The organism is Aeromonas sp. 82P (assembly GCF_051919365.1).
Lineage (GTDB): Bacteria > Pseudomonadota > Gammaproteobacteria > Enterobacterales > Aeromonadaceae > Aeromonas > Aeromonas veronii.
The window spans coordinates 4,089,855-4,104,025 of record NZ_JBQBEV010000001.1; the positions used below are offsets into that span (position 1 = coordinate 4,089,855).

Annotated in this window: 12 protein-coding genes; 6 read left to right on the top strand and 6 right to left on the bottom strand. The window is 57.4% G+C overall.

All coding sequences use genetic code 11. The features are described from left to right. The first annotated feature begins 148 nt into the window (after window positions 1–148). The 3 genes from ACTG2S_RS18635 (at window position 149) to ACTG2S_RS18645 (ending at window position 2,439) form a co-directional block, all read left to right on the top strand. The gene (locus ACTG2S_RS18635) at window positions 149–508 is read left to right on the top strand and encodes a hypothetical protein (protein ID WP_139739801.1); all 360 of its coding nucleotides are present in this window, start codon (window positions 149–151) and stop codon (window positions 506–508) included. A 216-nt stretch (window positions 509–724) separates the two neighbouring features. Then, on the top strand, window positions 725–1,687 hold the full coding sequence (locus tag ACTG2S_RS18640; protein WP_274160846.1) for a hypothetical protein: 963 nt from the start codon (window positions 725–727) through the stop codon (window positions 1,685–1,687). 119 nt (window positions 1,688–1,806) lie between these two features. Beyond that, a complete protein-coding gene (locus tag ACTG2S_RS18645) occupies window positions 1,807–2,439 on the top strand; it encodes a hypothetical protein (RefSeq protein ID WP_139739799.1) in 633 nt (210 codons plus the stop codon). A 265-nt stretch (window positions 2,440–2,704) separates the two neighbouring features. Here ACTG2S_RS18645 and cysC read toward each other — a convergent pair whose 3' ends face one another. The 5 genes from cysC to cysG all read right to left on the bottom strand — a co-directional run bounded on the left by cysC (window position 2,705) and on the right by cysG (window position 9,154). Beyond that, a complete protein-coding gene (gene cysC / locus ACTG2S_RS18650; protein ID WP_439983094.1) occupies window positions 2,705–3,295 on the bottom strand; it encodes an adenylyl-sulfate kinase in 591 nt (196 codons plus the stop codon). A gap of 248 nt (window positions 3,296–3,543) precedes the next feature. Further along, window positions 3,544–5,268: an SLC13 family permease gene (locus tag ACTG2S_RS18655; protein ID WP_047439587.1), complete on the bottom strand. Its 1,725-nt coding sequence runs from the start codon at window positions 5,266–5,268 to the stop codon at window positions 3,544–3,546. Window positions 5,269–5,272: 4 nt separating this feature from the next. Then, a complete protein-coding gene (gene cysN / locus ACTG2S_RS18660) occupies window positions 5,273–6,700 on the bottom strand; it encodes a sulfate adenylyltransferase subunit CysN (RefSeq protein ID WP_236351065.1) in 1,428 nt (475 codons plus the stop codon). 12 nt (window positions 6,701–6,712) lie between these two features. Continuing rightward, complete coding sequence (gene cysD / locus ACTG2S_RS18665; RefSeq protein WP_371317202.1) at window positions 6,713–7,645, bottom strand: sulfate adenylyltransferase subunit CysD; 933 nt, start codon at window positions 7,643–7,645, stop codon at window positions 6,713–6,715. A gap of 72 nt (window positions 7,646–7,717) precedes the next feature. After that, a complete protein-coding gene (gene cysG / locus ACTG2S_RS18670) occupies window positions 7,718–9,154 on the bottom strand; it encodes a siroheme synthase CysG (RefSeq protein ID WP_257124345.1) in 1,437 nt (478 codons plus the stop codon). 197 nt (window positions 9,155–9,351) lie between these two features. Between cysG and ACTG2S_RS18675 the strand changes: the two genes are divergently transcribed. Beyond that, window positions 9,352–10,275: an SPFH domain-containing protein gene (locus ACTG2S_RS18675; protein ID WP_005335703.1), complete on the top strand. Its 924-nt coding sequence runs from the start codon at window positions 9,352–9,354 to the stop codon at window positions 10,273–10,275. Next, window positions 10,272–10,727 carry an NfeD family protein gene (locus ACTG2S_RS18680; protein ID WP_005335704.1) on the top strand — a complete coding sequence of 152 codons (456 nt, stop codon included), beginning with the start codon at window positions 10,272–10,274 and terminating at the stop codon, window positions 10,725–10,727. The genes ACTG2S_RS18675 and ACTG2S_RS18680 overlap by 4 nt, the downstream gene beginning before the upstream one ends. Before the next feature lie 69 nt (window positions 10,728–10,796). Here ACTG2S_RS18680 and ACTG2S_RS18685 read toward each other — a convergent pair whose 3' ends face one another. Beyond that, window positions 10,797–12,902 (bottom strand): methyl-accepting chemotaxis protein, encoded by a 2,106-nt coding sequence (locus tag ACTG2S_RS18685; protein ID WP_274160841.1) that lies wholly within the window; start codon window positions 12,900–12,902, stop codon window positions 10,797–10,799. Window positions 12,903–13,042: 140 nt separating this feature from the next. Here ACTG2S_RS18685 and nadA point away from each other — a divergent pair, with 140 nt between their 5' ends. Continuing rightward, window positions 13,043–14,116 carry a quinolinate synthase NadA gene (gene nadA, locus ACTG2S_RS18690; protein WP_005335706.1) on the top strand — a complete coding sequence of 358 codons (1,074 nt, stop codon included), beginning with the start codon at window positions 13,043–13,045 and terminating at the stop codon, window positions 14,114–14,116. Window positions 14,117–14,171 lie beyond the last annotated feature (55 nt).

Sequence of the window (14,171 nt, forward strand, 5' to 3'; positions counted from 1 at the left end):
TCAGCCATGAGCCAAGCCATTGCCAAAACGCAGGTAACAAGCAGCAGACTGGAGGCTGGAATTCAGGGGCGGTAGCGTGGTTTTTGTAAGTTGGCACAGCGCGTAGCGAAGACCAACAGACAAGTTCTTCAGCGTTAAAGGGAAAAATATGGATGTCATTAAGGCTTTAGAAATCATCTCAGCATTGTCAGAAGGTGTTAATCCTGAAACCGGTGAAGAGTTATCTGAAGAAAGCTGCTTCAATCAGCCGAAAGTCATTCGAGCTTTATTTATCGCAAAACAGAGCCTCGAAGCATCAATCATTTCTGAAAAGCGTAAATCTGATTTACCAGAAAATGCTGGGAAGCCGTGGAAGCCAGACGAAGATGAGCTATTGGCAAATAGCTTTGATTCAGGCTTAGGTGTTGATGAATTATCAAGAATCCATAAAAGAACAAAAGGTTCCATTTCCTCCAGGTTAGTTCGTCTAGGTAAAATAAATGAGCGTTCCGATATTTGTACTCGGTAGCCTCGTTTTTGTAGGTTGGCGCTGAGCGTAGCGAAGCCCAACAAGCGAGCATGTTCACCTCAACCAGAGCGGAATAAACACGGGTTGGATCGATATAACAAATGTGCTGATACGTTTCGCGGTAAACGTTGGGCTTCACTTCGTTCAGCACCAACCTACGATTTTTAACCCAACATACGAGATGACCCAATCTACACACTAGAAGAGATATATTAATTGAAAGAACTCATTTTTATCTACGATGATCCAATAGAGCTGGATAATTCTACATTAGAGCAAAACATTCAGTTGTCTGGCTCTAACAAGGCGATTGTTAGTGGTTTATTTGGTGCAGCATCTAGTTTTCTAACACCATTAGCCACTTCTACGGCAGCAAGAAGTATAGGGCTGGCAACGTTGGGTGCAAATCCTATTTCATTAGTTTTAGCATTAGCGGTTACATCGGGACCGTTGATATATACTATTTATAAGTCTAAAGGCAAGGAGCTTTCCCCTTCTGAAACTAAGATGCTGGAATTAGAAATCAACAATTTAAAAATAACAAGTAACAAAGCTAGAGAGCTTAATTATAGCTTTCCTCCTGGGCACCCTAAGTCCGGCATCCTTTATCAAAGACATCCACTAGCTAACTTCGTGTCTACTAAGCAACGATGTTACATACCAGAACAGCAATATGAATCAATTTTAACTGAGGAGCGACAATCTGAGTTAATCAGGTTATTGACTGAACTTGGAGCAACAAAAATTGAGATATTGGAATCTTACAAAAATGATAACGACGTCAATTTAAATGCGTCAGTTTCCACTAATGTACATCATTTGGAGTTAGATGCGTCCAAGAAAAATGATAGCAATTACAATGTCAGCACTCACGTAACAAAAAGTTTTAAACTGCTTGGGAAAAAATGGGTGTCAGGGTGGGAGTTCAACAAAAGTACATTCAACTGGTTTGACTTTGAACCCCAATGGCAATCCCTAGTTTACACAAGAACTTTCGGTGGATGTATTGAAGCAACAATAGAGATGCGTGAAGAAAAATCTTTAATATCAGGCTCAGAACTTGCTGTGGCACTTAAAAGTGATTTATCCGCAGCACTTGAGGGGGAAAGAAGATCTGGCTTTCATTCAAGACATCAGAAATTTTATGTAATTAAAATAGAATTTAGAACCCCAGAATAAACAAAGCAAGTTACCCATTTCAGCTAATAGAAAATCGTTATACGCATACAACCACATGCTAACGCCGCTACCCAAACAACACTGAAATGTAGAACGCCCACTATAAATAGAGAATCAACATGTTCAAACTCATAGCCATTACATTATCATTTATATTACCTGCATCTTGTCTATCTGCGGACATTGCAGAAAAAGATATACTTACATGGTTAACTGATAAGTCTACAGAAACTAACATAGTTAATGCTGAACCGATTAGACTAGAAAATGGAGAGCTTGCATTTCTTGCTTCCGCTGAATATCCAAAACAAGGTAATAACTTTTGGAGAGGGTATATTTTGGCTAGGCCGAGTTTAAAAATATCTCAAAAACTAGATGGGTATGGTGGGCAATACAATAATATAACGGTATTCGGAGACCCGAGAGACTCTACACCATCAATCATTATAATTGGCTCAGCTGGTACTGGTCAGGGTTATTTTTCAACCAGCCAGAGTGTGATATCCATTAGAGACTTTCAAGTGATTGAGCATTATAAAGTAGATGACGAAAGCAATATCGGTGCTTGCGGAATAGAATATGAAATGGGTCCTTGTAATATGAATGAGACCTTTCTAAACTTTTCTGAAAACTTAAGTGATACAAACAATGTTACGTTGATACAAACATCAATTAAGCAACGTGGTAAGTCACCAAAGATGCTTCAATCAGAAATTTCCACTAAAGTTATTAAAATACCAACTATTCAATAGCCCGTTGGCTAAAGTTGCGCAGTATATTCTGACAATCGCGAATAACCCCGCCGCGATATAAGCAAGGATCGGAAGATCTTTTTGCGGGGTTGCTATCGGCTGCCTTGGAGTGGCTCAAGGCTCGTCGGTGCCACTATAAGCTGGATTTATGGGTTTTCCGATAATGACCCAACTTTTGCTTATAGTGGCTGCTGCCAGCCCATCAGCGCCTGTGGTGGCCAACTGACCGGCCGCCGGGCGCTTGTTATAGGTTCTTCCGATCCAGCTACAGGCAGTTCCCCTGCCGCAGGGCTGTCAGCAGCTCATCCACCAGCGCAGCGACCGGCTTGCCGGCGTTGAGCAGATGGATTTCCGGCTGCTCCGGTGCCTCGTAGGCGGAGTCGATACCGGTAAAGTTGCGAATTTCCCCTGCCCGCGCTTTTTTATAGAGCCCCTTGGGGTCGCGCTCTTCACAGACGGCGAGCGGCGCATCGACAAAGACTTCGACAAACTCCCCTTCACCCAAGAGGCTGCGCACCAGCGCCCGCTCGGCACGAAACGGCGAGATAAAGGCGGTGAGCACGATCAGGCCCGCATCCACCATCAGTTTCGCCACTTCGCCGACCCGGCGGATATTCTCCTGCCGCGCGGCATCATCGAAACCGAGATCGCCGCAGAGGCCGTGGCGCACATTGTCCCCATCCAGCAGATAGGTGTGCTTGCCTTGTGCCGCCAGCGCCTGCTCCAGCGCCCCCGCCAGGGTCGATTTGCCCGCCCCCGACAGCCCGGTAAACCAGATCACCAGCGGTTTTTGCCCTTTAAGCTCGGCCCGGCTCTGTTTGTCGACGGCATGCTTGTGCCACACGATATTGCTCATCCCACACTCCTTGATTGGCGCTCGCGCCTCAAAACTTAAACTGTCCGGCACCACGGGGAGCCGCCTCGGACTATCCGCCGACAACGTGCTGGTGCCATGGCATTGCTCATCCAACACTCCTTGATTGGCGCTCACGCCTCAAAACTTAAACGGTCCGGCACCACGGGGAGCCGCCTAGGACGATCAGCCGCCAACGTGCTGATGCCATGGTATTGCTCACCCAACACTCCCTGATTGGCACTTACGCCTTAAAACGGAAACAGCAGGGGCACCATCACAATCACCCCGAGGCTATAGGCCAGCGAGACCGGCAGGGCCAGCTTGAGGTAGTCCGGCATCTTGTAGTTGCCTGCGGCATAGACCATCAGGTTGGTCTGGTAGCCGTAGGGCAGGATAAAGCTGGAGCTCGCCCCGAACAGCACCGCCAGAATAAACGGCATGGTCGAGACATCCATGCTGAGCGCCAGCTGGTAACCCATGGGGAAGGCCAGCGCGGCGGCGGCGTTATTGCTCATCAGCTCGGTCAGCACCAGCGTAAACAGATAGATACCGATAAAGGCGATGATGGGGCTGGCGCCGTTGAACTCCCCCATCAGCCAGTCGGCGATAAGCTTGGCCAGCCCGCTCTTTTCCAGCTGATCGGCGATGGCGAGCGCCCCGCCCACCACCAGCCAGATATCCAGCGGGAAGCGGCGGCGGATCTCGTCCAGGGTCAGAATACGGGTGAGCAGCAGCGCCACCAGCATCAGCAGCAAGCCCTTGAACAGCGGCACCAGATCAAACACAGAGAGCGCCAGCACCCCGAGAAACCCCAGCACCACGGCGGCGCTGCGCTTGCCATCGAGGCGGGTGGAGGCTTCCAGCCCGCTCACCACCACAAACTCCCGCCCCAGCGACTTGTTGCGGGCAAACTGGGGGCCGGGGGCCAGCAGCAGGGTATCACCGGCGTGCAGCTCAATCTGGCCGAGGCCGCCGGTGAGCTGGGTTTCACCGCGGCGCACCGCCAGCACCACCGCATCGAAGTGGGTGCGAAATTCGGCATCCTTGATGGTCTGACCCACCAGACGCGAGCTGTGGCTGACGATCACCTCCACCAGATGCTGGCCGTTGAGGCGGTGCTGGCCGTAGAGATCCAGCCCCTTCATCTCCTGCAATACGCCGACGCTTTCCACGTCGCCGCAGAACAGCAGCACGTCCCCTTCGTGCAGCTCGTGTTCCGGCTGCACCGGGCAGATCACCTGATCGCCGCGAATGATTTCCGCCAGATAGAGGCTTTTCAGGCTGCGCAGGCCGTTCTCCTTGACGCTGCGCCCCGCCAGCGGTGAACCGGCGCCCACCTTGGCTTCGAGAAAGTAGCCGGATTCGCGGCTCATCTCGGTATCCTGCACCGGCAGGTGACGGGCAAACAGCAGCACGGCCACCAGACCGGTCAGCAGGGTGCCCGCCCCCACCATAAAGAAGTCGAACATGCCGAGCGGCGGCGCCCCCATCTTGATGAGGAAGCTGTTGACGATCAGGTTGGTGGAGGTGCCGATCAGGGTCAGCACCCCGCCAAAGGTCGCCGCGAAGCACATGGGCAGCAGCAGCCGTGACGGCGCATGGTTGGGGTTGCGTTTGACCGCTCCCAGCATGGAGGCCACCACGGCGGTGTTATTGACGAAAGCCGACAGGAAAGCGGTGGAGAACCACACCTTCACCAGCACCTTGTTGAATGACCCCGTGCCCACCAGATTGGCGAACCAGCTCATGATGCGAGTCTTCTCCACCGCCAGCGACACCAGCAGTAACAGCACCAGCGTCAACAGGGCACTGTTGGTGTAACCCGCCACCACGGCGTTGATATCCGCCAGCCCGCTCAGGTAGGTGATGAGCACGGCGCCCGAGAAGAGCAGCGCCGGGCGGAGTTTGCCCTGGATCAGCAGGGCCACGAGAGCAGCCAGCAGACCCAGCACCAGGAATTGTTGCCAGGTCATGGACTTACTCCTTGCTTGTATCGTTACCGATGGCAAGGGCTTGCCAGTGCGGGAAGTGCTTGCGCACCAGCGCGTTGAGCTCGATCTCAAACTCGCTGTAGTGCCCTTTTACCGCTTTGGCGGCCAAGCCTTCCACTATCATGCCGGCGCCGACGGTGACGTTGGTCAGCCGGTCGATCAGGATAAAGCTGCCGGTATCACGGATCTCCTGATACGGGTCGAACGCCACCGGGTCGGTGAGGCTCAGCTCGCACAGGCCGATCTCGTTGAGCTTGAGCTCGCTCGCAGGCAGCTCGTCCAGCTTGTTGATCTCGATGCGGTGGCGGATGGCCTCCACCTGACCGCGACTCTTCTTGGTGGCCAGTTTGACGTCGTAAACCCGGCCCGGTTGCAGGGACTCCTCCCCCATCCAGACGATATGGGCCAGAACATTCTGGGTCACTTGCGGCTGCTTGGCGGCATCCACCAGCAGGTCGCCGCGGCTGATGTCGATCTCGTCGGCAAAGGTGACCGTGATGGCCTGACCCGGCAGGGCGTACTCCAGATCCCCGTCGAAGGTGACGATGCGGGTCACTGTGCTCTCCTTGCCCGACGGCAGCACCGCCAGCTTGTCGCCCACCCGCAGGATGCCGGAGGCGAGCGTCCCCGCGAAGCCGCGAAAATCGAGGTTGGGGCGGTTCACATACTGCACCGGCAGGCGCACCGGATGACGCTCCAGCTCGCGCTCCACTTCCGCAGACTCCAGCAGAGCCAGCAGGGTTTCGCCTTCGTACCAGGCCAGCTTGTCGCTTGGGTTGACCACGTTGTCGCCGTCCAGCGCCGAGACCGGCACGATATGGATGGTGTCGACGCTGAGCTTCTTGGCGAACTCGCGGTAATCGGCACTGATACGCTCGAACACCTCCTGACTGAACTCCACCAGATCCATCTTGTTGACCGCCACCACGAACTGCTTGATGCCGAGCAGGCTCGCAATAAAGCTGTGGCGGCGGGTCTGATCCAGCACCCCTTTGCGGGCGTCTATCAATATGATGGCCAGATCGCAGGTGGAGGCGCCGGTGGCCATGTTGCGGGTGTACTGCTCGTGGCCCGGGGTATCCGAGATGATAAATTTGCGCTTGGCGGTGGAGAAATAGCGGTAGGCCACGTCAATGGTGATGCCCTGCTCGCGCTCCGCCTGCAGGCCGTCGACCAGCAGCGCCAGGTCCAGCTTCTCGCCGGTGGTGCCGAGCTTCTGGCTGTCGGACTCCAGCGCTTTGAGCTGATCTTCATAAATCTGCTGGGAGTCGTGCAGCAGGCGACCGATAAGGGTGCTCTTGCCGTCATCCACGCTGCCGCAGGTGAGAAAACGCAGCAGACTCTTGTGCTGCTGGGCGTGCAGATAGGCTTCGATGCCCTGTTCGGTGATGGCGGTCTGAATATGGCTGTTCATGCTGACGACTCCTTAGAAATATCCCTGACGCTTCTTCTGCTCCATGGAGCCGGCCTGATCGTGGTCAATCAGCCGCCCTTGCCGCTCGCTCGAGGTGGTGAGCAGCATCTCTTCAATAATTTCCGGCAAGGTGGTGGCATCGGATTCGATGGCCCCGGTCAGCGGATAGCAACCGAGGGTGCGGAAGCGCACCAGCTCCTGCTTTACCTCATCCTCGGCGGTCAGCGGCATGCGCTCGTCATCCACCATGATCTTGATGCCGTTACGCTCCACCACCGGACGCATGGCCGCGAAGTAGAGCGGCACTATGTCGATCTTTTCCAGATAGATGTATTGCCAGATATCCAGCTCGGTCCAGTTGGAGAGCGGGAACACCCGGATGCTCTCCCCCTTGTTGACCTGGCTGTTGTAGACCCGCCACAGCTCCGGACGCTGGTTCTTCGGATCCCAGCGGTGAGACTTGTCACGGAAGGAGTAGACCCGCTCCTTGGCGCGGGACTTCTCCTCGTCACGGCGAGCGCCACCGAAGGCTGCGTCGAAGCCATATTTGTTGAGCGCCTGCTTGAGCCCCTCGGTCTTCATGATGTCGGTGTGCTTGCCGCTGCCGTGCACGAAGGGGTTGATACCCATGGCGAGGCCGTCCGGGTTCTTGTGGACGATCAGATCCAGCCCGTATTTTTTGGCGGTCTCGTCGCGGAACTTGATCATCTCCTTGAACTTCCAGTCGGTGTCGACGTGGAGCAAGGGGAACGGGATCTTGCCCGGATAGAAGGCCTTGCGGGCCAGGTGCAGCATGACGGAGGAGTCCTTGCCGATGGAGTACATCATCACCGGGTTTTCAAATTCGGCAGCCACCTCGCGGATGATATGGATGCTCTCGGCTTCCAGCTGCTGCAAGTGCGTCAATCTTTCACGGTCCATGTTGGTCCTCGGGTCATTGCTTATGCGCCTGCTCGGGGCGCTGGGTGGTTCAGTGCGCGGCCGCACCGGCAGCCGCATCAAATATCTCTTTCCGGGTCAGGCCAGCTGCACCAGCTTGAGGTCGCAGCCATCGAGATCCGGGTTAGCGCGCAGCTGCTCGCCGCCCAGCTCTCCAAACCAGGCCAGCCGCTCGCGCAGGGCGACCACTTCGCCGATGACGATAAGCGACGGGCTCACCGCCTGTTTGGCCAGCTCGGCCAAGTCGGCCAGCGTGCCGGTCAGCACCCGCTGACGGGATGTGGTGCCGCGCTCAATGATGGCGATGGGGGTGGCTTGGCTTCGGCCGTGATCCACCAGCTGCTGCTGGATATGCTCGGAGCGCATCAGCCCCATGTAGATCACCAGGGTCTGACTGGTGGCGGCGAGCTGCTGCCAGTCGGGCTCCTTGCCCTCTTTCTGACAGTGGCCAGTGATAAAGACAGCGCTCTGGGCGTAATCACGGTGAGTGAGCGGAATGCCGGCATAGGCGGTGGCACCGGCAGCGGCCGTGATGCCGGGCACCACCGAGAAGGGGATACCTTCGTCGGCCAGCACTTCCAGCTCCTCGCCGCCCCGGCCAAACATAAAGGGATCGCCCCCTTTCAGCCGCACCACCCGGTTGCCCGCCTTGGCGTATTCCACTAGCAGGCGATTGGTCTCCTCCTGCGGCACGCTGTGGGCGCCCGCCTTCTTGCCGACCGACACCAGAGTGGCGTCGCGGCGCACCAGATCGAGGATCTCGGCGGAGACCAGCTGGTCGTAGAGCACCACTTCAGCCTGTTGAATCTGTTGCAGCGCCTTGAGGGTCAAGAGGCCCGGATCGCCGGGGCCCGCGCCGACCAGCACCACTTCTCCTACTTCGCTTTTCGCCTGGTCGAGGCCATCACTCAGCCACTGCTCGGCACCTGGCCAATCCTCTTTTTCAATCAGGCTGGCGAGAGTGTTGGAGGCAAAGGCGCGCTCCCAGAAGCGGCGGCGATCGGAAATCGAGGAGAGCACCCGCTTGGCCTTGTCACGGACCCGGCCGGAGAGCTCGGTCAGCCCACCAAGATGGCGCGGCAGCAGGCTCTCCAGCCGCTCGCGCAACAGGCGCACCAGCACCGGCGCCTTGCCGCCGCTGGAGACCGCCACCATCAGCGGCGAGCGATCAATGATCGAGGGAAAGATAAAGCTGGAACGCTTGGGGTCATCCACCACATTGACGAACAGACCCAGCTGATTGGCACTTTGATAAACCAGTGCGTTGACTTCGAGGTTGTCGGTCGCCGCCACCACCAGGATCTGGCCTGACAGATGGGCCGGAGTGAAACGCTCCGCAAGATGGGTGAAACGACCGGTGAATTCCGCAAATTCCGTTTCAAGCTCCGGGGAGACCAGGGTCAGCCGGGCACCGGCCGCCAGCAGCAGGCGCGCCTTGCGCAGGGCAACCTCGCCCCCACCCACCAGCAGTACCGGGCGGCCTTCCAACTTGGCAAACATAGGTAAATAATCCATTTCGGCCCATCCCTCGGAACACGACTAATATGGGGCGACTATAGGCAGGGCAGCTTATCCCTCAAAATAATAAAAAATGCTTTTTAATGCGTTTTGGTAATTAGCAAAGCCAATTCATGACAAAGGCGTACGAAGTCACTTGTGGTACCTGACGCCAGACCATAGGCTAGGGACTGTGTTTCATAAGGAGCTAAATGATGAATGAATCATTGATTGTGCTAGGGATTTTCGTGTTCCTGGTGCTCGCCACCCTGAGCGCGGGCATCAAGATAGTGCCCCAGGGCTACAACTGGACGGTGGAGCGCTTCGGCCGCTACACCCGCACCCTGACCCCGGGTCTCAACCTGCTGATCCCCTACGTGGATCGGGTCGGCCACAAGATCATCATGATGGAGCAGGTGCTGGACATCCCGGCACAAGAGGTGATCTCCCGCGACAACGCCAACGTCACCATCGACGCCATCAGCTTTGTGCAGGTGGTGGATGCCCGCAAAGCGGGTTATGAGGTCAACGATCTCACCAGCGCTATCCGCAATCTCACCATGACCAACATGCGGACCGTGCTCGGCGCCATGGAGCTGGACGAGATGCTCTCCCAGCGCGACACCATCAACGAGAAACTGCTGCGCACCATGGATGCCGCCACCGCCCCCTGGGGCATCAAGGTGACCCGCATCGAGATTAAAGATGTGCGCCCGCCGCTGGCACTGGTCGAGGCGATGAATGCCCAGATGAAGGCCGAGCGCCAGAAACGGGCCGAGGTACTGGAAGCCGAAGGGGTGCGCCAGTCCAAAATCCTGAAAGCGGAAGGCGAAAAGCAGTCCCAGATCCTCAAGGCCGAAGGTGAGCGTCAGGCCGCCTTCCTCGCCGCCGAAGCGCGGGAGCGGGCTGCCGAGGCAGAAGCCAAGGCGACTCATATGGTCTCCCAGGCAATTGCGGAAGGAGACCTGCAGGCCATCAACTACTTCGTAGCTCAGAAGTACACCGAGGCACTGGCCCGCATCGGTGAAGGCCCCAACAGCAAGATCATCATGATGCCGCTGGAAGCGGGCAGCCTGATTGGCTCTGTGGCTGGCATGGCCGAGCTGTTCAACAAAGATGGCAAGGGCAGCAAGTCATGACAGCCCTGTTAGAGGGGCTGACCCACTGGCACTGGTTGGGGCTCGGCTTCATTCTGCTGGCCATCGAGGTGCTCGGCTCGGTGGGCTTTTTGCTCTGGACCGGCATCGCCGCGCTGGAAGTGGGCCTGCTGCTGCTGATCTGGCCCTTTGGCTGGCAGGCGCAGTTGCTGCTATTTGCGGTGCAATCCCTGCTCACTACCTGGGCCTGGTGGCGCTGGCAGCACCAGCGCGACAACTCGGGTCAGGATGCCGCCAGCACCATCAACGAGCGGATGCAGAGCTATATGGGCCGCGAGCTGACCCTGCTGGATGATGTGACTCAGGGCACCAGTCGGGTGCATCTGGACGATACGGTCTGGACGGTGCGCTGCGACGAGTCGCTGCCTGCGGGCAGCAAGGTCAGGGTGGTGGGGGCTGACTCCCACATCCTGCTGGTTGAACCCCGCAACTGACGCAACTCTGCCATCGAGTCATAAAAAAGCCCGCGATCGCTCGCGGGCTTTTGTCTCTCTGGCAACGACTCAGGTACGCAGCCGATCGAGCTGACTGGCCAGCGCCGTGGCAGCTTGCTCCAGCGCCTCGCTCAGTTGATGGCTGGAGGTGGCCTCCTGCCCGATCACGTTGGCGGTATCGCCGATCCGCATCAGGTTCTGGTTGATGGTATCGCTCACCGCACTCTGCTGCTCGGCAGCGGTGGCCACCTGACTGATGTGGTCGTGGATCTGCTGGATCTGGGCCACCACCCGATTGAGCGCCTCAAACGCCTGCTCGGTACCCTGCACCGTGGTGGTGGAGCGCTCAATGCCGGTATTCATCAGACGCTGGCTGCTGCTCACCTCGGTCTGCAAACTGCCAATCAGCTGGCCAATCTCGTCGGTCGATTCACGAGTTTTGGTCGCCAGCGCCCGTACCTCGTCCGCCACCACCGCAAAGCCGCGGCCCATGTCCCCTGCCCGCGCCGCTTCGATGGCGGCGTTGAGGGCCAGCAGGTTGGTCTGCTCGGCAATGGCGCGGATCACATCGAGGATCCGGCTGATATTGGTGCTGCGCTGGGCCACCAGCGCCACCGCTTTATCCGCCTCATGCATATCGCCGACCAGAGTATGGATCTCGTTGCGGGCATTGCTGAGGGTCTGCTGGGCGGTATTGATGTGGTGGGTCGCCGCTTCCGACTCCTGCGCCGCCTGCTCGGCATAACCTGCCACGCTGACTGCCGTGGTGCTCATCTGGTGCATAGCGCTCACTACGCTCTCCAGCTCCAGATTCTGCTCGTCCAGACTACTGCGCATGGTGTCGGCGGAATGTTTCATCTCCCGCGCCTGCTGGTAGACCTGCTGACCAATCCCCTTGCTCATTTGCACCATGCCCCGCAGCTTGCCGAGGAAGGCATTGAGCTGGGACCCCAGATCGATAAGCTCCTGATGGGTGTCGATCTCCATCTGCTGGGTCAGGTCCCCCTCGTTGCTGGAGAGATGGCCCACATGACGGCTGATAAGAGAAAGTGGCGCTGTGATGGTCTGGATAAACCAGACCAGCAGCCCCAGCACCAGCAGGGTGATACCGCCCATGGCGATGATCTGCTGCCGCTGGGCATCTACCAGCAGGGCGCCCAGTTCATTGCTGATGGCGTGCGCCTTGCCGAGCGCCAGCGCCTTGGGCACCTTGATCATCAACCACCACTGGGTATTGGCAGCCTCGACCCGGATGGGCTGATGAAGAATGAAGTCACTGTCGCTGCTGACCGGCTGACCGTCAGGCAGGGTCAGGCCTACCTCCTTGAGTGGACGGCCCAGCTTGTCGGCATAGCGGTTGCTGCCCACAATCAGCCCCATCTTGCTGACCAGGGTCACATCCGCCTTGTTGTCATAGAGGCTCTTGCCAAGGTTTTCAGCCAGTTGCTGGAAGATGGGCAGGTTCATATCCACTCCGGCCAGCCCGACAAACTTGCCGTCACGCAGCACGGGCACAGTCAGACTGGTCATCAGCATCTTGTTGCCCGGGCTGATTTCGTAGAGATAAGGCTCCATCAGGCAGGGCTGGCGAGTATCGCGACCACAGAGATACCACTCGCTGTTGCGAATACCGAACTCGTTGAGGGAGGTATCAAACTTGGCCTCACTGGCGGCGGCGTCCACCGCTTGCTGAGCGACTGCCCCTCCCTGATCCTTGGTGAAATAGACCTCCAGACTCCCCTTTCCTGCCACCGAGTGGCTGGCCCCGCCCAGCCAGTTGCCATCCTCGCCATCATAGCCATCCGGTTCAAACTGGGCGTAGATGGAGCTGATCCCGCTCGCCTGCTGCAGGCTGCTGCCGAGCAGAGACTCCACTTGGGGTCGCGACAAGCGCAGTTCCGGTTTGGCCATCCCGGCTTCAATCTGGGCGGTCACGGTCAGGGGGATCTGATAGGAGTTCTGCATCAGCGAGGCAATCTGGATGGCATAGCGCTCTGCCTGATACTGCAGGCTGTGGGAGACCTCCTCTTCCAGTGCATCGCTGGTCTGGGTCATCACCATATTGCGAAGGGAGCTGAAAGAGGCCGATTGCAACAGGGTCATGGCCAGCCCGGTCAGCAGAAACAGCCCCATGGTAAGGCACAACAGCTTGAACTTGAGGGAACGTTGCTTCATGCGACAACTCCTTATGGCAGAATAACAACGAATTACTTGAGTATATTCGCCCACTTGCGCTTCACCCGATTTGTTGATGGGTTTGTGGCAGGCTTCTGGTTATAATTTTTGCCTTCCCGAGCGTTGATGGAACAGTCGCAATGAGCAATGCACTGAGCAGTGTCCCGCCGGTAGTCGCAATGGACTACCCCTTTCCGGCCAAACCTCTTCCCCTGAGTGCCGAGCAGAGAACGACCTTGACCACAGAAATCAAGGCGCTGCTCAAGGAGCGCAAGGCGGTACTGGTTGCCCACTACTACACTGATCCCGAGATCCAGGCGCTGGCCGAAGCCACCGGCGGTTTCGTCGGAGACTCACTGGAGATGGCCCGCTTTGGCCGCGATCATGAGGCACAAACCCTGATCGTCGCCGGGGTACGTTTCATGGGGGAAACCTCCAAGATCCTGAGCCCCCACAAACGGGTGCTGATGCCGACGCTGGAGGCCGAATGCTCCCTCGATCTGGGCTGTCCCATCGAGCAGTTCTCCGCCTTCTGCGATGCCAATCCCGACCACACCGTGGTGGTCTATGCCAATACCTCGGCCGCCGTCAAAGCACGGGCTGACTGGGTGGTGACCTCCAGCATTGCGCTGGAGATCGTCGAGCACCTCGACAGTCTGGGTCACAAGATCATCTGGGGCCCGGATCGCCATCTGGGTGCCTACATCGAGAAGAAAACCGGGGCGCAGATGCTGCGCTGGCAGGGCCACTGCATCGTCCACGACGAATTCAAGGCCCGCGCCCTGCGCGAGCTGAAAGAGCAGAATCCGGATGCCGCCGTGCTGGTTCATCCGGAATCCCCCGCCTCGGTGATTGAGCTGGCCGATGCGGTGGGCTCCACCAGTCAGCTGATCAAGGCGGCCAAGGAGCTGCCCCAGCAGAAGCTGATCGTGGCGACCGATCGGGGCATCTTCTACAAGATGCAGCAGGCCTGTCCGGAGAAAGAGATGGTGGAAGCACCGACCGGTGGCGATGGCGCTACCTGCCGCAGCTGCGCCCACTGCCCCTGGATGGCGATGAACGGTCTGGTGGCGATCAAGGAGGCCCTCACCGACGGTGCCGAGCGCCACGAGATCCATGTCGACGAAGATCTGCGGGTCAAAGCCTTGATCCCCCTCGATCGCATGCTCAATTTCGCCGCCGAACTCAAGCTCAAGACTCAGGGCAACGCCTGATTACCGCCGTCACGAGATGCAAAGAGGGCTCCCGCGGGAGCCCTCTTTATTTATC

Bases quoted from the DNA above. Each gene is read 5' to 3' on its own strand.
- ACTG2S_RS18680 (WP_005335704.1), top strand. From the start codon at position 10,272: ATGACAGCCCTGTTAGAGGGGCTGACCCACTGGCACTGGTTGGGGCTC.
- cysN (WP_236351065.1), bottom strand. From the start codon at position 6,700: ATGAACAGCCATATTCAGACCGCCATCACCGAACAGGGCATCGAAGCC.
- nadA (WP_005335706.1), top strand. From the start codon at position 13,043: ATGAGCAATGCACTGAGCAGTGTCCCGCCGGTAGTCGCAATGGACTAC.
- cysG (WP_257124345.1), bottom strand. From the start codon at position 9,154: ATGGATTATTTACCTATGTTTGCCAAGTTGGAAGGCCGCCCGGTACTG.
- ACTG2S_RS18655 (WP_047439587.1), bottom strand. From the start codon at position 5,268: ATGACCTGGCAACAATTCCTGGTGCTGGGTCTGCTGGCTGCTCTCGTG.
- cysC (WP_439983094.1), bottom strand. From the start codon at position 3,295: ATGAGCAATATCGTGTGGCACAAGCATGCCGTCGACAAACAGAGCCGG.
- ACTG2S_RS18635 (WP_139739801.1), top strand. From the start codon at position 149: ATGGATGTCATTAAGGCTTTAGAAATCATCTCAGCATTGTCAGAAGGT.
- ACTG2S_RS18685 (WP_274160841.1), bottom strand. From the start codon at position 12,902: ATGAAGCAACGTTCCCTCAAGTTCAAGCTGTTGTGCCTTACCATGGGG.
- ACTG2S_RS18645 (WP_139739799.1), top strand. From the start codon at position 1,807: ATGTTCAAACTCATAGCCATTACATTATCATTTATATTACCTGCATCT.
- ACTG2S_RS18675 (WP_005335703.1), top strand. From the start codon at position 9,352: ATGAATGAATCATTGATTGTGCTAGGGATTTTCGTGTTCCTGGTGCTC.